Below are 19,056 nucleotides of genomic sequence, written 5' to 3'. Positions count from 1 at the left end.
ATTAAAACTCTCGACGAGCACACTTCAGCTCTGCTGAACATACTACTTCGCCATCAACCTTCGCTACACCTTTGAATGCAGCAATGCCGCGACGCTCTTTCAAAAATTCTACTTCAATAATCATTTGGTCGCCTGGTACTACTGGTTTACGGAATTTTGCACCGTCAACACTTGCGAAGTAGTACAGCTCATTTTCAGTTGGCGCACCAAATGATTTAAATGCAAGTAAGCCTGTCGCCTGCGCCATCGCTTCCAGAATAAGAACACCTGGGAAGACTGGCAATTGTGGAAAGTGACCTGTGAACTGAGGTTCGTTAACCGACACGTTTTTAATCGCGTGAAGGTACTTCTCTTCTTGGAAGTCAATCACTCGGTCGATCAATAAGAATGGGTAGCGATGAGGTAGTAGCTCTTGAATTTCAGAGATGTTCATCGTTTTCTTTTCAGTAGTCAAAGTCGTCTTCCTATATCAATACTCAACAACCAAGATGGCAAGGCAGCGGCAAAAGCCACTTAATCAGGAAATGCCTGCAAAGTGTATACCAGCTTGGTGATAAATCTACTTATAGCGCGTCATTATAGAAGAAAAAGACCCGCATTTCGCGAGTCTTTGTTCAGAATTATGGAACTAAGATTCTTCTTTCGGTTCCAGCTGCTTCTCAACAGCTTTCAGGCGTTTGTTCATATCGTCAATGCGATGAACTCGAGTTGCCGTCTTACGCCACTCTCGGTTCGTTTGCAGTGGAATACCTGACGAATACAAGCCTTTCTCTTCGATACTACGCATAACCATGCCCATACCGGTGATAGCTACGCCATCTGCAATCGTGATATGTCCGTTAAGAACCGACGCGCCGCCGATCTGGCAGTATTTACCAATTTTGGTACTGCCAGCGACAATAGTACCACCTGGCATCACAGTACCATATCCGATCTGCACGTTATGAGCGATTTGAAGCTGGTTATCAAGAATCACGTTGTCTTCAATGATGGTGTCTTCAAGTGCACCACGGTCAATCGTAGTACATGCACCAATCTCAACACGATTGCCGATACGCACTGAACCAAGCTGAGGGATTTTGATCCACTCGCCTTTATCGTTCGCGTAACCGAAACCGTCTGAGCCGATGACTGTGCCAGATTGAACCAGACAGTCATCGCCAAGTGACACTTCATGATAGATAGTAACATTAGCCCAAAGCTTGGTGTTGTTGCCTAACTTTGCGTTTTTACCGATAAAACAGCCCGCACCAACAATAACGTTGTCGCCAAGCTCTACACCCGTTTCAATCACTGCATTTGCACCGACTGCTACGTTCGCACCCATCTTAACGTCTGCTGCAATCACGGCACTAGGTGCAATGTCTTCAGCAGGCTTCGGTGTGGTATCCATAGCTTGAACCACACGAGCAAAAGCAACATAAGGGTCAGCGACAACAAGCGCATTGCCTGTACACTGCTCTTTGTGCTCTTCCTTCACCATCACCACTGTCGCGAGACATTCAGCAAGGTGTTTTGCGTATTTTGGGTTAGACAAAAAGGTAACGTCACCTTCTTGTGCTTTATCCATTGGAGCTACACGGCTTACGACGAGTGACTCGTCACCAAATAGCTCTCCCCCGGTAATTGTCGCCAACTCGGCTAATGTTAATGTCTTCATAACTTCTTATTTTAGAGCTTTAATTACGTCTTCAGAGATGTTGTATTCTGGCTTACCGTACTGAAGAGAAGAAATATCGATTACCATATCGTAACCTTTCTTCGTTGCTACTTTCTTCACAGCATCTTGAATCGTTTTGAATAGCTTCGCTTTTTCTTCAGCTTCACGACGTGCGCTTGCTTTCTCTAGAGCTTGAGCTTTTACTTTGTACTCGCTGTCTAGTTTAGCGATGTCGATACGTAGCTTTTCAACTTCGTCTTGGCCTAGAAGTTGGCCATCACGCTGTAGCTTTTCAATCTTAGTCTTCGCTTTTGCTTGGATAGACTTCAGCTCGTCTGCCTTGCTCTTGAAGTCTTTCTGCATTTTTTGTAGAACCACTTCGCGCTGAGGAAGAGATTGGAAAACCTGAGCCGTGTTTACGTAAGCAATTTTCTGAGCAGCTTCAGCCGCGTTTGCAAACATTGAAGAGCTAAGTACAAGAAGGCCAATCCCAGCCGCTTTGATCATTTTATTCAAAATATTTTCCTCTTTAGAAGGTTCTACCGATAGTGAACGTGAAGAACTCTTCATCGTCGCCATCATATTTCTTAATTGGTTTCGCTAGTGAGAAGACTAGTGGCCCCATAGGAGACATCCATTGCAACGCCGCACCGTAAGATGAACGGTAGTTGGTTGGATCTGAGTAATCGTAGTAGTAACGGTCGCCGTATTCAGCACCTGAGCTACGGTAATCAAATTCGGTATCCCAAATACTCGCCATATCGAAGAAGATACTGGTACGAATCTGGTTACGAACTTCATCCGAAGCAAATGGTGTTGGTACGATCAACTCGATACTCGCCAGCGCTACCGCGTTACCACCAACAGAATCATCTGTTGCGGTGTCCGCACCGTTATTTGAGCCTGAGTAATCACGGTAAACCGCTTTTGGACCTACAGAGTTAGAGCCGAAACCACGTAGTGTTGTAAAACCACCTGCGTAGTAGTTTTCGTAGAATGGGAACAAGTTATCGTTACCATCCGTTTGACCATAACCGTTACCATAACCTAGACGACCACGGAACAAGAGCGTGAATTCATGCTTCTTAGTCAGTGGCACGTATTGACGAACATCATACTGCATCTTGAAGTATTGAACGTCAGAGCCAGGTACGGTCATCTTATAGAATGCACGTTGGTGGTTACCCGCTGTTGGGAAGTAGCCACGGTTTAGGTTGTTACGTGTCCATGAGATGTTGAAGTCAAAATCGTTTGTATTCAATGCGCCGCTAGAGTCGATATTGTCTGCTTGCGCTTGTAGGAACTGTTCTACCTGTAAGTAAGGCGACAAGTTACCGATCTTGTTGTGGGTATAACCAACACCAAACTCAAAACGGTTCAATTCGTCGAATGGGAAACCCCATGTCAAACTTGCACCGTAACTTTGGTTGGTATAGTCAACGATACCCGCTTCAGATGCTTCGAACTCGTCATAGAAGATCTTACCACCCAAACTTACACCATCTAGGTTCCAGTAAGGGTCGCGGTAGTCCAAACTCACGTTTTTCTGGTAGTCGTTCATCATCGCGTTAATACCGACGCGGTTACCACTACCGATAAAGTTGTCTTGTTGTAGACCAACTTGGAAGCTGACGCCTGATTCAGTACCGTAGCCGACACCAAAGTTAACGCTGCCTGAGTTTGCCTCTTTAACTGAGTAAACTAGGTCTACTTGGTCATCGCTGCCAGGTACACGTACAGTTTGTACTTCTACGTTTTCGAAGTAACCCAGACGGTTTAGACGCGTTTTACCCGTTTCAATCGATTTCGAGTTTAACCAGCTGCCTTCCATCTGACGCATCTCACGACGCAGTACTTCGTCTTTCGTAGAGTTGTTACCCGTGAAACGAATATCGCGTACGTAGATGCGGTTGCCTGGTTCTACGTTCACAACAAGTGATACTTGTTTGTTTTCGTCGTCGAACTCAGGAATGGTGTTAACTTGCGGGTAAGCGTAACCAGATTCACCAAGCACACGTTTGATACCTTCTTCCATCGAAGTCACACGAGAACCGTTGTACGTCTCGTTGTCTTCAAATGGAACCAGCTTTTCGAACGTTGCTTCTTCACCGATCAAATCACCACGGAATTTCACGTCCTTCACGGTGTACACGTCGCCTTCTTCAAGACCAAGCGTAATGTATACGCCTTTTTTGTCAGGAGAAATCGCCACTTGTGTCGAATCAACGTTAAATTTCAGATAACCGCGGTCAAGGTAGTAAGACTTCAGCGCTTCGATATCACCAGCAAGTACTTGCTTTTGGTATTTTTCGTCCGCTAGGAAGTTCCACCATGGCACGTCTACGTTTAGGTTGAAACGAGAAAGAAGGTCTTCATCAGAAAAGACTTCATTGCCGATAAAGTTGATTTGCTGAATTTTTGCCGATACACCTTCGGTGAAGACAAATTTCAGATCGGAACGGTTACGAGGCAATGGAGTAACAACCGCTTTTACGGTCGCGTTGTATTTACCAACGCTGTAGTAAAAGTCTTCCAAACCTTTTTCGATGTTGCTTAGCGTAGTACGGTCAAGCGCTTCACCTTCGCGAACACCAGAAGCGTTCAGGTTTTCTTGTAGCTGCTCATCCTTGATTGCTTTGTTGCCTGAGAATGAGATGCTAGCAATCGTTGGGCGCTCTTTCACTTGAACAACCAACACATCACCGTTGCGCAGTACTTTTACATCTTCAAAGTTACCCGATGCGTACAGTGCACGAATGATCTCAGCAACATCGCCTTGGTCAACAGTATCGCCGACACGTACAGGCATCTTCAGCAACGCAGCACCCAGTGCCACACGTTGCAATCCATCGATCTCAATATCTTGAACTACAAAGTTCTGTGCTCCGTTTGCAGATACACTGGTCGCCAGTAAACTTGCAAACAGAATTCGCTTAATCGCCATACTTGTTCTAATTATTCCTTGCTACTGCTTTTGTCTCTGAACTATCACAGACGAGTAAAATCATTAAATAGCGCTAACGCCATGAGCGAGAAGATAATCGCACCACCAATTCGATAACCCATTTCCTGTACCTTTTCAGGTACTGGGCGTCGGATAACGGCTTCGATTGCAAAAAATAGCAAATGACCACCATCCAACATTGGTAAAGGAACGAGGTTGATAATACCTAGGTTAACACTAATTAGTGCGAGAAAACCTAAAAAGTAAACCAGACCGTAGTCTGCCGTCGCTCCTGCTCCTTTGGCGATTGAAATTGGCCCACTCAGATTGTTCAGACCAACATCACCTACAATCAGTTTCTTAAGCATGCTGATTGTAAGTCCAATAACTTGACCAGTTTTGTCAATCGCTTTGCCAATAGACTCGAATACACCAAACTGTAATTCGAAGCGATAACTTTCTGGCCATTCTGCGACTTCAGGTGCGATACCCGCAAAACCAACCACTTGTTTGTTAGCTAGCTCACGGCGACCTGGAGTCAACGTCAATGATTGCTCATCACCCTGACGTAACAACGTCAGGTCAATTGGCGTTTCTGGGTTAGAACGAATGGCTTCAACCACTTCATTCCAGTTAGAAATCTTTTTGCCGTTAATCGCGACAATCTTGTCACCAGCCAGTAAACCCGCCTTTTCACCCGCAGCGCCTTCACTTACTTGCGCTAACTCCGTATATATCTCTGGAGTGAACGGCGTAAAGCCAAGTGAATGCATTGCTGATTGAGTTTCGGGATCAAATTTCCAATCACGGATATCAAGAGTTTTGGTCACTTCAGAGCCCACTTCATTCGATGAAGTTAAGGTCACTGTCATTGAATCATCGCCAATATGAGAGATTAAACCCATGTTGACTGATTCCCAATCCGGAGTTTTGATACCTGAGATAGATTTTAGTTCCATCCCTGTTTCAATTCCTGCCTGAGCAACGATTGAATTGGGCGTAACTTCACCAATTACGGGTTTAACCGCTGGCACACCAATCAGGAAAACTAACCAATACGCAACGATCGCGAACAGGAAGTTGAAAATAGGACCCGCCGCAACAATTGATGTGCGCTTCCACAATGGCTTTTGATCAAACGCCATGTGCTTTTCGTTTTCAGGTACTTCATCAACACGGCTATCCACCATTTTGACGTAGCCACCCAATGGGATCATTGAAATGCTGTACTCAGTGCCATCTTTGCCTACCTTGCTCCAGATAGACTTACCAAAACCGATTGAGAATTTCTCAACCTTGACACCACAACGGCGAGCAACCCAAAAGTGACCAAACTCGTGCACAGCCACCAAGATGCCCAATGCAACGATAAAAGAAACCAAATTCCACAAAATACCAGTCATTAGCTACGCTCGCGTAAAAATTCTAAGGCGATAGTTCGTGCCATTCTATCTAGCTCTATCAAGCTTTCCAAGCTATTCACATTCTCACTTTTATGGCTTGCAGTTATTTTGTTCAAAACTGACTCATTGATGCGAGCGATATCTGTGAAACCAAGTCGATTATTTAGGAAAGCATCAACGGCAATTTCGTTCGCTGCATTCAGAGCCGTTGTGGCATGTTGGCCTTCGTAGCACGCATCGATAGCCAGCTTCAAACACGGATAGCGTGCAAAATCTGGCTGAAGGAATGTCAATTCACCTACTTGAGTAAAATCTAACGGTTTCACTCCCGCATCCACACGGGATGGATACGACATGGTTAATGCAATCGGGGTTGCCATATCTGGCTCTCCCATTTGCGCCAGTACAGAACCATCGCGGTATTGAACCATGGAATGAATGACAGACTGAGGGTGAATGATCACTTTCAGTTGTTCACGAGCGGCGTTAAATAGCCATTTTGCTTCAATGTACTCAAGGCCTTTGTTCATCATGGTTGCAGAATCAACCGAGATTTTTGGCCCCATTGACCAGTTAGGATGAGCAATCGCTTGTGCTGGCGTCACTTTATCTAACTCTGCAATGTCGGTATAGCGGAATGGACCACCAGAACCAGTCAGCAGGATCGAGGAAATGCCATGCTCTTCTAAGTTGCAACGGCCTAGATTAGTTTGAACTTGTTGTGGTAGGCACTGGAAAATCGCATTGTGCTCACTGTCTACAGGAAGTAACTCTGCGCCATGTTCTTCAACTGCGTCAATGAACAGTTGACCAGACATCACAAGTGCTTCTTTGTTTGCCAGTAGCACACGCTTGCCCGCTTTTACCGCTGCCATTGTTGGCAACAGACCTGCAGCACCCACTATTGCCGCCATTACGCTATCGACTTCTTCCAGTGCAGAAACATGACAAAGTGCATCAACACCACCTAATACTTCAGTCTTTAGCGAGATTGAAGCTAGCTCAGCGCTTAATGCCACTGCCGCAGCCTTATCCGCCATAACAGCGTATTTTGGTTGCCATTTGCGGCAAAGTGCGACCATCTTTTCAACGTTAGTGCTGGCCGCTAATGCGACGATAGAAAACAGCTCAGGATTTTGTTCAACCACTTTTAGTGTGCTTGCACCGATTGAGCCTGTTGCACCAAGAATCGTTAACTTTTGCATGATGTAAGACCGTTAGAAAAACTCAGGAGCGACGATGCCGCTCCCGATTAAATTAGAATACGTAGTAAAGAAGAGCAAATACTGGGAATGCAGCGGTAAGGCTATCGACACGATCTAGGATACCGCCGTGACCTGGAATGATGTTGCTGCTGTCTTTGATGCCTGACACACGTTTGAACATGCTTTCAACCAAATCACCAAGCACAGAAATCACGACAGTAACCAATGTGATGACCACCATGTGAATTGGACTAGTAAATTGGATATCAAACCAACCGGCGAACAACCAGCCAACAATCAATGCTGCGATAATGCCACCAATCAAGCCTTCTATCGTCTTGTTTGGGCTCACATGAGGCGCCATTTTTCGCTTACCCATGCTTTTACCAGCAAAGTAAGCACCGCTATCAGCAGCCCATACCAAGAAGCAAACATACAGCACAAGTTTTGCGCCGTGGTATGGATCTACTGCAAAATCAGAAGCCCTAAGAATGATCACACTCCACAAGAAAGGGATCAACGTAAGGAAACCAAATACATGGCGCAACACTTTACTGCTTTGCCATAAATTAATGGTTTTAGGGTAAGTAATTGCCATTCCACTTGCGATAATCCACCAAGCAAAACCGAGTGCTAAAACGGTGTAATGCGGAGCTGCCAGTTGGTTAAGGCTTGCTGCATCAGGCGAAATGAATAGAAAACTAAGTCCGGTAACAACGGCAGCCGGAACAAGGGCAGCAATGCGAGATTTGCTTTCTGTAAACTGAGTCCACTCCCAAAAACCTAATAGGGTTATCGCGGTCAATGCGATGATAAAACCCATTAGTGGTAACTTAAAAATACCTAAAATAACCAGGGGAGCTAAAATTAGTGCTGTTATTATTCTCTGTTTCAAACTAACTAGTCCTTATTGAGCAGCCATCAATGCCTTCACTTGTTCACCAGTACAACCAAAACGACGTTCTCGGTTGATAAACCAAGTCACAGCCTCTACTAAGCTATCTTCATCGAATTCAGGCCAGTACTCAGGAGTAAAGTACATTTCAGCATAAGCCATTTGCCACAGCATGAAGTTACTGATGCGACACTCACCACTAGTACGAATCAATAGATCGACTTCTGGTAGATCAGCCATAGTCAGATGCTGGGTAATCAACTGCTCATTGATATCCTCTACACGGATCTCACCGTTACGCGCTTTTAACGCTAACGATTTGGCCGCCTCAGTGATGTCCCACTTGCCACCATAGTTGGCTGCAATGTTAATCACCATCCCCGTGTTGCTGGCAGTTAGAGCTTCCGCTTCAAGAATTTTACCTTGTAAGCGTTCACTAAAACGGCTGGTATCGCCAATGACACGTAGGCGTAAGTTGTTTTTGTGCAGCTTTTTCACTTCACTCGATAAGACAGAAATGAACAGCTCCATTAAAAGGCCGACTTCTTCTTCTGGACGACGCCAGTTTTCGCTGCTGAAAGCGAACAAAGTCATGGCTTTGATGCCAAGCTTGGAAGCGGCTGCAACGGTCTTACGAACGGCGTTTACGCCCTTTTTATGACCGAATACACGAGGCTTTCCTTTGGACTTAGCCCAACGACCATTACCGTCCATAATGATGGCAATATGTTTAGGAAGGGAATCAGAGAAGGCTTGAGAATTTTGCATAGGGAGTTAATTGAGTTCCATCAGTTGGATAGACTAACACAAAAAAACGCTGAGCTGTGAGCACAGCGTTTTCCAACAGTGATGTGGATGGGAGTATTAAACTTCCATCAACTCTTTTTCTTTTGCAGCAAGAACGTCGTCGATCTTCTTAACTGCTACGTCAGTCAATTTTTGAATTTCGTCTTGTGCTTTACGATCTTCGTCTTCAGAGATTTCTTTATCTTTTAGAAGACCTTTTAGGTCGCTGTTTGCGTCACGACGGATGTTACGAACAGCAACACGTGCGCCTTCAGCTTCACCACGAACGATCTTAACTAGGTCTTTACGACGCTCTTCTGTTAGCGGTGGAAGTGGAACGCGGATGATTGTGCCAGCAGACATTGGGTTTAGGCCAAGGTCAGACATCATGATCGCTTTTTCAACTTTTTGAGTTAGTTCTTTGTCGAAAACTGTGATTGCTAGAGTACGAGCGTCTTCAGCAACAACGTTAGCGATTTGGTTAAGAGGAGTAGCTGCGCCGTAGTATTCTACAGAGATGCCAGATAGTAGGCTTGGGTGTGCGCGGCCAGTACGAACTTTTGAAAGGTTGTTCTTTAGCGCTTCAACGCTTTTGTCCATGCGCTCTTGCGCGTCTTTATTGATTTCGTTAATCACGGTTTCACCTTAAAAATGTCATCTTTCATGAAGAAAGCTTAAAGGGCTTAAGCAAAGCAAAACGCCATCCAATGTCTCTTGTTGAATGGCGCTGAGATTTACGCGTCAGCGCAGATCAACGTGCCTTCAGCTTCGCCCATTACCACGCGACGTAGTGCGCCTGGCTTATTCATGTTAAATACGCGGATTGGCATTTTGTGGTCACGAGCAAGTGTGAACGCAGCCAAGTCCATCACTTTCAATTCTTTATCCAGAATTTCAGTGTAAGATAGCTTATCATACAGCTCTGCGTCTGGGTTTGCTACTGGGTCAGCAGTAAATACACCATCAACTTTTGTCGCTTTTAGAACTACGTCAGCTTCGATTTCGATACCACGTAGACAAGCCGCTGAATCTGTTGTGAAGAATGGGTTACCTGTACCTGCCGAGAAGATTACTACACGGCCTTGGCGAAGTTCGCGGATAGCGTCTGCCCAATTGTAATCGTCACACACACCCTTTAGAGGAATTGCAGACATTACGCGAGCATTTACGTATGCGCGGTGAAGTGCATCACGCATTGCTAGACCGTTCATTACTGTTGCTAGCATACCCATGTGGTCACCCACAACGCGGTTCATGCCCGCTTCAGCCAGACCAGCACCACGGAATAGGTTACCACCACCGATTACCACACCAACTTGAACACCCAGTTCAACCAGCTCCTTAACTTCTTGAGCCATACGGTCAAGAACCGCAGGGTCAATACCGAAACCTTCTTCGCCTTGAAGAGCTTCACCACTCAGTTTTAATAGAATACGTTGATACGCTGGTTTAGGGTTCGTAGTCATGGAGTTTACCTTCCAAAAGAGAGTTGTTGATTAACAGTCATGAATAGACACAAGATGACTTATAGCTATTCATCACGGCTAAGTTTCGCCGCTCTTTTCGTAAAAAGACCGCAGCCAAGGCTACGGTCTAATATTTGCTCTATACGCTAAGGATTAACCTTTTTGTACCGCAGCAACTTCTTCAGCAAAGCTCATTTCTGCAGCTTTTTCGATGCCTTCACCTACTTCTAGACGAACGAAAGTAGATACAGATGCACCTTTTTCTTTCAGCATTTCACCTACAGTTTTCTTAGGTTCCATGATGAATGCTTGACCAGTTAGAGAGATCTCGCCAGTGAATTTCTTCATGCGGCCAATAACCATCTTCTCAGCGATCTCTTGAGGCTTGCCTTCGTTCATAGCGATTTCAACTTGAACTTCTTTCTCTTTAGCAACTACGTCAGCTGGTACGTCTTCTGGGTTAACGAACTCAGGACGAGAAGCAGCAACGTGCATAGAAACGTGCTTAAGAGTTTCAGCATCGCCTTCACCAGCAACAACAACACCGATTTTCTCACCGTGACGGTAAGAAGCGATTGCATTACCTTGAACGTAAGCAACGCGACGGATGTTGATGTTTTCACCGATTTTTGCAACTAGTGCAACGCGAGTTTCTTCGAATTGAGCTTGAAGCTCTTCAACAGAAGCTTTAGAAGCTAGTGCTGCAACTGCAACGTCTTCAGCGAATGCAGTAAAGCTAGCGTCTTTTGCTACGAAGTCAGTTTGACAGTTAACTTCAAGAAGAACAGCTACGCCGTTTTCTTCTTTGATGATGATTGCGCCTTCAGCTGCAACGTTACCAGCTTTTTTAGCTGCTTTCGCTGCGCCAGATTTACGCATGTTTTCAATTGCTAGTTCGATGTCAGCGTTTGCTTCTACAAGCGCTTTCTTACATTCCATCATGCCAGCGCCAGTGCGCTCGCGAAGTTCTTTAACTAGAGCAGCAGTTACAGTTGCCATTCTCTATTCCTCGTTTGATTCGAAATAAGGTAAAAAACAGGGGCCTACATTGTCGGCCCCCATTGCTAACTATAACTCAGTCTATGCTACAACAAGGTTTCACATAGACTAAGTGTGACGCAGAGCCGCTATTATTCAGCTTCTACGAAACCGTCTTTTTCAGCAACTACTGCAACGTCTTTGTTGCGACCTTCAGTTACTGCAGATGCAACAGCGTTTAGGTATAGTTGAACTGCGCGGATCGCGTCGTCGTTACCTGGGATGATGTAGTCAACGCCGTCTGGGTTAGAGTTAGTATCTACCACAGCGTATACTGGAATACCTAGGTTGTTAGCTTCTTTAATTGCAATGTGCTCGTGATCAGCGTCGATTACGAATAGAGCGTCTGGTAGGCCGCCCATATCTTTGATACCACCAAGAGATTTCTCTAGCTTCTCCATTTCACGAGTACGCATTAGAGCTTCTTTCTTAGTTAGTTTTTCGAAAGTACCGTCTTGTGCTTGTGCTTCGAAATCTTTTAGACGCTTGATAGACTGACGAACTGTTTTGTAGTTCGTTAGCATGCCGCCCAACCAACGGTTGTTAACGTAGTATTGGTTGCTTGCGATTGCAGCTTCTTTAACAGCTTCAGATGCAGCGCGCTTAGTACCTACGAATAGAACTTTACCTTTCTTCTCGCCAACTTTAGCTAGTTCAGCTAGAGCTTCGTTGAACATTGGTACAGTTTTTTCTAGGTTGATGATGTGAACGCGGTTACGAGCACCAAAGATGAATGGCTTCATTTTTGGGTTCCAGTAACGAGTTTGGTGACCGAAGTGAACACCAGCTTTCAGCATATCGCGCATTGATACAGTTGCCATTTTAAAATCCTCTATGGGGTTAGGCCTCCACATCCCCCATAATTCCGACCAAGCTTCTGCTCAGCACCCCGGAACATGTGACGGAATGTGTGTGATTTAAAGATAAAAGTTAATTGGAAGAAGCTTGCTTCGCTACTCTTCTAATGGAAAGTAAAGAGAACAGTCCTCGATTCCGGCGCGCTTTATACCATATTTTAGCCTAAGATGGCTAGTAAAAATTGTTTCTTACACTTCTTACCCCCATTGCATGACCACCCTACTCTTCACCAAATTCCATCACTACACTTTAAGTAAGAATGACTCATATTCTTAACTGGCTTGGGTTAAGCAAGGGTTGTCTGATAGAATGCGCGCATTCGCACGTTTACGTGCTTACGAATAAGTAGAGAAAGCCAATGTCAATCAAGATTAAAACTGCTGAAGAAATCGAACGCATGCGTATTGCGGGCAAGCTAGCCGCAGACACTCTAGAAATGATCGAACCGCACATCAAGGCGGGTGTGACGACAGAAGAATTAAACAAAATCTGTCACGATTACGCTCTAGAGCGAGGCGCTTACTCTGCACCGCTTGATTACCATGGATTCCCTAAATCAATCTGTACGTCAATCAACCACATCGTTTGTCACGGCATCCCTGCGACAGAAGATGAAAAAGGTGCAAATGGCCAAATGAAGCCAGCGGTACTTAAAGATGGTGACATCATTAACGTTGATATCACGGTTATCGTGCCTAACGATGAAAACGCAGATCTAAGCGTTCGTCCACAAGGCTACCACGGCGACACTTCTAAGATGTTCCTAGTTGGTGATGTATCTCCAGCAAACAAACGTTTGTGTATGGTTGCTCAAGAGTCTCTGTACATTGGTATGCGTCAAGTTAAGCCTGGTGCAACAGTTGGTGATATCGGTACAGCAATCGAGAAGTACATCAAAGAGAACAACAAGAACAACCCACGCAACAAGTTCTCTATCGTGAAAGACTTCTGCGGTCACGGCATCGGTGATGAGTTCCACGAAGAGCCACAAGTGGTTCACTACAAGAACAAAGACCGTCGCGTACTAAAAGAAGGCATGTGTTTTACTATCGAGCCAATGATCAACGCAGGTAAGTTTGGCTGTACAGTCGACGCACAAGACGATTGGACGGTATACACTGGCGATGGTAAAAACTCGGCACAGTGGGAACACACCATTGTGGTGACGAAAGACGGTTGTGAAGTGCTGACGCTTCGTAGCGACGACACGATTCCTCGTTTAATGAAAAACGCATAATCGCATATCACTTTCCTTATCCCCGCCCATGCGGGGATATTTTTTATCTGCTTCAAATTTGTTAGATTGCTTACAGTAGCAAGTTGCACGGATAGCAAATATGACTCTTCAGTCCCCTCTTTCGTTTACCGATGAACAGATCAACATCGCTGAACTTAAGCAAGAACTCGAAAAATTCAGTTCATTCCAAAAACAAGAATTTCTTAACCACCATCCGGTCACCAATTTGGTGTTGTCACGCGCTGAGTACATGGACTTACTCCTCAACCGTTTGTGGCAACACTTTGGCTTCAAAGACATCCATAATATATCGCTGGTTGCAGTAGGTGGTTATGGCCGTGGTGAGTTACACCCCCTTTCTGATATCGACATTTTGATTTTGTCGAACAACAAATTACCGAACGCCCTTGAAGCTAAAATCAGTGAATTCATTACCCTACTTTGGGATTTGCGCCTCGAAGTCGGTCATGCCGTTCGAACTGTTGCTGAATGTGCAGAGATTGGACGTTCAGACTTAACCGTTGCCACGAACCTACAAGAAGCGCGTTTGCTTTGCGGCAGTGAAGATACCTTCCAAGCCTTAAAGAAAGTGGTGTTGTCTGATTCTTTCTGGCCAAGCGAAACTTTCTACCGCGCCAAGATTCAAGAGCAGCGTGAACGCCACGCGCGCTACCATGACACCACCTACAACCTCGAACCCGACATCAAGTCCACGCCGGGAGGCTTGCGTGATATTCACACTTTAAGTTGGGTAGCGCGTCGTCACTTTGGTGCGACTTCATTGCTGGAAATGAGCCGCTATGGCTTTCTTACCGACGCAGAATACCGTGAGTTGGTTGAGTGTCAGGATTTCTTATGGCGAGTCCGTTTTGCTCTGCATATTGAACTACGCCGTTATGACAACCGTTTAACGTTCGGACATCAAGCACAAGTGGCTGAACATTTGGGCTATGTCGGCGAAGGTAACCGCGGCGTCGAAATGATGATGAAAGAGTTCTACCGTACGCTTAGACGTGTAGCAGAGCTTAATAAAATGCTTCTCAAGCTGTTTGATCAAGCGATCATCAACGGTGGCGCCTCTGCAGATGCCGAAATCATTGATGAGGATTTCCAACGCCGTGGTTCACTGATCGAGGCTCGCAAACCCGCGCTGTTCCAAGCTCGTCCTGAAACCATTTTGGATATGTTCCTGCACATCGCCAATGATTCGAGCATCGAAGGCGTGAGCCCTCCTACGTTGCGTCAGTTGCGTACTGCGCGTCGTCGCTTAAACAAGTTCTTGCACACTATTCCTGAAGCGCGTGAAAAGTTTATGGCGCTGTGTCGTCATCCAAATGCGCTGCATAAGGCGTTCAGTCTGATGCACAAACTTGGTGTACTGGCGGCGTATCTTCCGCAATGGAGCCAAATTGTCGGTCAGATGCAATTTGATTTGTTCCATGTGTATACCGTGGATGAACACAGCATTCGCCTACTCAAACACATCAATACTTTTAGCTACGCAGAAAACCACAGCAAGCACCCGATTTGTTGTGAAGTTTACCCTCGTATTCAAAAGAAAGAATTGCTGATTCTGGCCGCGATTTTCCATGATATCGGTAAAGGGCGTGGTGGCGATCACTCCGTTATTGGTGAAGGTGAAGCGTATGATTTTTGTATTGAGCACGGCCTATCTAAACCTGAAGCGAAATTGGTAAGTTGGCTAGTGAGACATCACCTATTGATGTCCGTGACCGCTCAGCGACGCGATATATACGATCCAGACGTCATCACTGAGTTTGCGAAACAAGTACGTGATGAAGAGTATCTTGAATACCTCGTATGCCTGACTGTTGCCGATATCTGTGCGACTAACCCAGAGCTTTGGAATAGCTGGAAGCGTACCCTGCTCGCGGAATTGTTCTACTCAACTCAGCGCGCGTTGCGTCGCGGCTTGGAGAACCCTGTGGATGTTCGTGAACGTATACGCCACAACCAGCAAATGGCGTCAGCGCTACTGCGTAAAGAAGGTTTCTCGGCACGCGAGATCGAGGTGCTTTGGCAGCGCTTTAAAGCCGACTACTTTTTGCGTCATACCCATAAACAAATTGCTTGGCATTGTGAGAACTTGCTGCGTATGGAAGACGCAAGTAAACCACTGGTTCTGATCAGCAAAAAAGCCACGCGTGGTGGTACCGAAGTGTTCGTCTACTGCCCAGACCAACCAGCCCTATTCGCGACGGTGGTTGCAGAGCTCGATCGTCGTAATTTTAACGTTCATGACGCGCAGATCATGACCAGTAAAGATGGCTATGTACTCGATACCTTTATGGTGCTAGATCAACACGGTAAAGCAATTGAAGAAGGTCGTCATGGCGCTGTCACCAAGCACATTACTCACGTATTGGAAGATGGTCGTCCGACAAAAATCAAAACACGTCGTACACCAAATAAACTTCAGCACTTTAACGTCAAAACCAAGGTCGATTTCCTACCAACTAAGAGCAAGAAACGCACTTTAATGGAGTTCGTGGCACTTGATACGCCTGGGCTTCTCGCCAAAGTGGGGCGTACGTTTGCAGACTTAGGCATTAACTTACACGCCGCTAAGATCACCACAATTGGAGAACGTGCAGAAGATTTGTTTATCCTCACAAGTGATGCTGGTGGTCGTTTGAGTGATGAACAACAAGACGAATTGCGCGAGAAGCTGATTGAAAAGTTGTCCGATTCTGTTTCTGCGTAAAAGCGATTAAGCAATAAAACCGAGGGCAAGAACCAGAGCGATCTTGCCCACAAGTTGAGCAATTTGACTAAATATCAGCTATCTAGCTCATAAATGGGCTGCTACAGTTATACGGAAAACTTATTCTAGTTATGAGACAGAGGTAGCCTATGTATCCCCACCTCACTGGTTTGGGTATCCACGAACCAAAACAAATTGAACGTTACTCCCTACGCCAAGAAGCACACAAAGACGTCCTCAAAATTTACTTCCACAAACAAAAAGGCGAATTCTTTGCCAAAAGCGTTAAATTCAAATATCCACGCCAAGTAAAGAACGTCTTGGTCGACAGCGGCAGCCATAAGTACAAAGAAATTACTGAAATCAATCGTAACTTAACTCTAGTCATCGACGAATTAAACAAGATAACTAAACCGGTAAAAACCGCAGAAGTGGACGTGAAGCAGAAGATTCTGTCCGATCTTCGTCATCTGGAAAAAGTGGTTTCGAGTAAAATCGCCGAGATCGAAGCGGATCTAGAAAAGCTGAAATAAAACGTTAAGAACTAAACAATTTAAAAGGGGTTGGTATAGATACCAACCCCTTTCTTTTTGATTGAATCAAAGCGGAGCTCATCAAACTAACGACTTATAGCACCAATGATTCATCCCACTCGAATCGTGCAAACAATTTTTGCCACGTTTCATCAATACCCGCTTTCATTACGATTTCTTGTTCGGTAAATGGGTGGACAAAACGTAACTCCGACGCGTGCAGCAACAAACGGTGAGAATCAAACTCTGTACGATACAACTTGTTATGCTTACCATCACCATGGCTGGTGTCACCGACGATAGGATGACGTAGGTGGGCCATGTGGCGACGCAGCTGATGCTTACGCCCTGTCTTTGGCTGCATTTCCATCAAGCAATAGCGAGTGGTTGGGAACTTACCTGTTGAATACGGCACCTCAACTTTCGCTAACGGTTTGTAGGCTGTCACTGCATCCTGCGCTTCTTTCTCTTGCGAAGCGAACTTATCGGCAATTTTATCCAGCTCAACTTTTAGCGCGTAATCGAGAACGCCTTCTTCTTCGATCCAGCCGCGAACGATCGCGTGATAGGTTTTCTCCATCTTATGTTCAGCAAACATCGGCATCACTTGCGATGCAACTTCACTCGACAATGCAAACACAAGCACACCAGACGTCGGACGATCCAGACGGTGCAAAGGAAACACATGTTGGCCAATTTGGTCGCGCAGCGTTTGCATCACGAAAACTGTTTCGTGTTTATCTAACCAACTGCGGTGCACCAACATACCTGCAGGCTTATTTACTGCAACAAAGTACTCATCCTGATAAACGATCTCCAATTCCACTGGAGTAACAACTTGTGATGTTTCTTGTTCTGACATTGAGATTACTTACATAGTTCGTCGATGGTTCGGATGGTTACAAGTAGCTCAGCATAATGTGGTTCTTGCTTCCAAGCTTCCGCGAAATACGGTTCGATAGAAAAGCCACGCGGCAAAGGCTGATTACTTTCCACTAACGCGCGCATACGTGCAATAAAAATCCATTGTAACCACTCATGGGGATGCAGCGTATCAATCGCGAAAGGTTCTGTGCTCTGTAACGCTTCTGTCGTAGGCATGGTTTGTTGCCACAGCTCATAGTGCTGTAATTGCGCTTCAAGTTGTTGAAGTAAGTCGACCAATTGGATGTTTGTTGCCATTAATTCCGTCTCGAACCTTGAATTAGCCGAGAATGATACCATTTCTTGTGAAAAGAACATTAGGATGTCGTATTTAATGGAAAACATTCAAACACTCACCCAGTTGCTTAGCAACAGCCAATGTGAGTATCAAATCTTCGACCTTGGTCGTCGTATCAAGACTATCGATGCACAAGTGTTTGCGGATGTGGAAAAAGGCCAGTGCCCTTACCCATTCCCAATGCAGCGTAAAGCGCACCTCGCGATCGCGTACTGGAACGAGCAAAAGCAGCCTTGGATTTGGTTTCTAAAATTTGAGCTGGATGAACGTGGTTTGCTAAAGCAATCCGATATCGGTAACTTCATTAAATACGTTGTAGAGGCGATGGGAACTCGTCTGAATGAGGAAATGTCGGAAGAGCAACAACAAAAGCTTTCTAACAACCCATATACTTTCAAACCCGCTGAAGAGAAGATGGCGGTATTTCATAGCCGAGTTCGCGCTAGTTTAGATTTACCCACCAGCCAGTATTACGAACATACTCAGCACTATTTCACTGGTGGTCTCGGTTGGGAAAACTGGCAAACCGTTGGTCTACAAGGTATTACTGATATGGCCGCACGCCTTGGCCAAGAGCAAAATGCGGTGACACTACGTAAGGCCTTAAACCATCTACCAAACGAACCACGCTACGCTCTGCTTGGTGCTTTAGAACATGTAGAACTGCAAGAGCGCCTAGCACAGCGTATTGCAGAACAAGCACAGCAAGAGATTGAAAGTGATGAGCCTGATCTGTTCCTATTATCTGCGTTAATCCGTGCTCTAGCAGGCGCATCGTCGGAAATTTCACTGCCAGTGTTAAACACAATTTTACAAAGCCCACGTTTAAGTCATCAAGAGGTCTTAATTGGTATCGCAGGCCGCACTTGGCACTTATTGGCTGATGCAAATGTCGCTGAGCAGTTTTTACTGCGCCTTGCTCAAACAGGCAACCAAGCACTCTTCAACCAATTATTTGCCGACTTAGTGATGCTGCCAGAACTAAGAATGGTTCTGCTACCTCTATTACACTCTAGCCCATCGGAAGAGCTAGCGACGGCATTAGTCAAATTGCAGCAAGCGACCAAGGGATAATAAAGGATTA

The 19,056-nt window shown here is 45.5% G+C and carries 18 protein-coding genes; 4 read left to right on the top strand and 14 right to left on the bottom strand.

Annotation, left to right across the window (positions count from 1 at the left end; translation table 11 throughout):
- Window position 1: 1 nt before the first annotated feature.
- The 12 genes from fabZ to rpsB all read right to left on the bottom strand — a co-directional run bounded on the left by fabZ (window position 2) and on the right by rpsB (window position 12,218).
- Window positions 2-454 carry a 3-hydroxyacyl-ACP dehydratase FabZ gene (gene fabZ / locus ATB76_RS21625; RefSeq protein ID WP_009707417.1) on the bottom strand — a complete coding sequence of 151 codons (453 nt, stop codon included), beginning with the start codon at window positions 452-454 and terminating at the stop codon, window positions 2-4.
- Window positions 455-628: 174 nt separating this feature from the next.
- A complete protein-coding gene (gene lpxD, locus ATB76_RS21620; RefSeq protein WP_039976967.1) occupies window positions 629-1,660 on the bottom strand; it encodes a UDP-3-O-(3-hydroxymyristoyl)glucosamine N-acyltransferase in 1,032 nt (343 codons plus the stop codon).
- 6 nt (window positions 1,661-1,666) lie between these two features.
- Window positions 1,667-2,176 (bottom strand): OmpH family outer membrane protein, encoded by a 510-nt coding sequence (locus tag ATB76_RS21615; protein ID WP_038864801.1) that lies wholly within the window; start codon window positions 2,174-2,176, stop codon window positions 1,667-1,669.
- Between the two features lie 13 nt (window positions 2,177-2,189).
- Window positions 2,190-4,604: an outer membrane protein assembly factor BamA gene (bamA, locus tag ATB76_RS21610; protein WP_038864709.1), complete on the bottom strand. Its 2,415-nt coding sequence runs from the start codon at window positions 4,602-4,604 to the stop codon at window positions 2,190-2,192.
- Between the two features lie 44 nt (window positions 4,605-4,648).
- Window positions 4,649-6,007, bottom strand: coding sequence for a sigma E protease regulator RseP (gene rseP, locus ATB76_RS21605; RefSeq protein WP_061036101.1), 1,359 nt, complete (start codon window positions 6,005-6,007; stop codon window positions 4,649-4,651).
- A complete protein-coding gene (gene ispC, locus ATB76_RS21600) occupies window positions 6,007-7,212 on the bottom strand; it encodes a 1-deoxy-D-xylulose-5-phosphate reductoisomerase (RefSeq protein ID WP_038864705.1) in 1,206 nt (401 codons plus the stop codon). The genes rseP and ispC overlap by 1 nt, the downstream gene beginning before the upstream one ends.
- Window positions 7,213-7,264: 52 nt before the next feature.
- Window positions 7,265-8,107, bottom strand: a complete 843-nt coding sequence (locus ATB76_RS21595) for a phosphatidate cytidylyltransferase (protein ID WP_042600057.1) — start codon at window positions 8,105-8,107, stop codon at window positions 7,265-7,267.
- Window positions 8,108-8,119: 12 nt separating this feature from the next.
- Window positions 8,120-8,875: an isoprenyl transferase gene (locus ATB76_RS21590; RefSeq protein WP_042600058.1), complete on the bottom strand. Its 756-nt coding sequence runs from the start codon at window positions 8,873-8,875 to the stop codon at window positions 8,120-8,122.
- A 96-nt stretch (window positions 8,876-8,971) separates the two neighbouring features.
- The gene (frr, locus tag ATB76_RS21585; RefSeq protein ID WP_038864693.1) at window positions 8,972-9,529 is read right to left on the bottom strand and encodes a ribosome recycling factor; all 558 of its coding nucleotides are present in this window, start codon (window positions 9,527-9,529) and stop codon (window positions 8,972-8,974) included.
- Window positions 9,530-9,627: 98 nt separating this feature from the next.
- Entirely contained in the window at window positions 9,628-10,359 is a 732-nt protein-coding gene (gene pyrH / locus ATB76_RS21580; RefSeq protein ID WP_005436777.1) for a UMP kinase, read from the bottom strand.
- Window positions 10,360-10,512: 153 nt separating this feature from the next.
- Window positions 10,513-11,358 (bottom strand): translation elongation factor Ts, encoded by an 846-nt coding sequence (tsf, locus tag ATB76_RS21575; RefSeq protein WP_038864691.1) that lies wholly within the window; start codon window positions 11,356-11,358, stop codon window positions 10,513-10,515.
- Window positions 11,359-11,489: 131 nt separating this feature from the next.
- Window positions 11,490-12,218 carry a 30S ribosomal protein S2 gene (gene rpsB, locus ATB76_RS21570; protein WP_038864690.1) on the bottom strand — a complete coding sequence of 243 codons (729 nt, stop codon included), beginning with the start codon at window positions 12,216-12,218 and terminating at the stop codon, window positions 11,490-11,492.
- A gap of 395 nt (window positions 12,219-12,613) precedes the next feature.
- On the opposite strand from rpsB, the gene map reads away from it, so the two are divergent.
- The 3 genes from map to ATB76_RS21555 all read left to right on the top strand — a co-directional run bounded on the left by map (window position 12,614) and on the right by ATB76_RS21555 (window position 16,750).
- Window positions 12,614-13,492, top strand: coding sequence for a type I methionyl aminopeptidase (gene map, locus ATB76_RS21565; RefSeq protein ID WP_038864689.1), 879 nt, complete (start codon window positions 12,614-12,616; stop codon window positions 13,490-13,492).
- A gap of 100 nt (window positions 13,493-13,592) precedes the next feature.
- Window positions 13,593-16,217 carry a bifunctional uridylyltransferase/uridylyl-removing protein GlnD gene (gene glnD / locus ATB76_RS21560; RefSeq protein WP_061036100.1) on the top strand — a complete coding sequence of 875 codons (2,625 nt, stop codon included), beginning with the start codon at window positions 13,593-13,595 and terminating at the stop codon, window positions 16,215-16,217.
- Window positions 16,218-16,366: 149 nt separating this feature from the next.
- On the top strand, window positions 16,367-16,750 hold the full coding sequence (locus ATB76_RS21555) for a DUF3461 family protein (protein WP_038864687.1): 384 nt from the start codon (window positions 16,367-16,369) through the stop codon (window positions 16,748-16,750).
- A 94-nt stretch (window positions 16,751-16,844) separates the two neighbouring features.
- On the opposite strand, the gene truC is transcribed toward ATB76_RS21555, so the two are convergent.
- Window positions 16,845-17,612 carry a tRNA pseudouridine(65) synthase TruC gene (truC, locus tag ATB76_RS21550; protein ID WP_061036099.1) on the bottom strand — a complete coding sequence of 256 codons (768 nt, stop codon included), beginning with the start codon at window positions 17,610-17,612 and terminating at the stop codon, window positions 16,845-16,847.
- 5 nt (window positions 17,613-17,617) lie between these two features.
- A complete protein-coding gene (locus ATB76_RS21545; protein ID WP_038864800.1) occupies window positions 17,618-17,932 on the bottom strand; it encodes a YqcC family protein in 315 nt (104 codons plus the stop codon).
- A 76-nt stretch (window positions 17,933-18,008) separates the two neighbouring features.
- Here ATB76_RS21545 and ATB76_RS21540 point away from each other — a divergent pair, with 76 nt between their 5' ends.
- A complete protein-coding gene (locus tag ATB76_RS21540) occupies window positions 18,009-19,046 on the top strand; it encodes a DUF3549 family protein (RefSeq protein WP_061036098.1) in 1,038 nt (345 codons plus the stop codon).
- Window positions 19,047-19,056: the final 10 nt, after the last annotated feature.

Origin of the sequence: Vibrio sp. MOR3 (assembly GCF_001557775.1) — a bacterium.
GTDB classification, from domain to species: domain Bacteria; phylum Pseudomonadota; class Gammaproteobacteria; order Enterobacterales; family Vibrionaceae; genus Vibrio; species Vibrio jasicida.
Note: the sequence above shows the minus strand (reverse complement) of the source record. Positions and strands in the feature narration are given on the sequence as shown.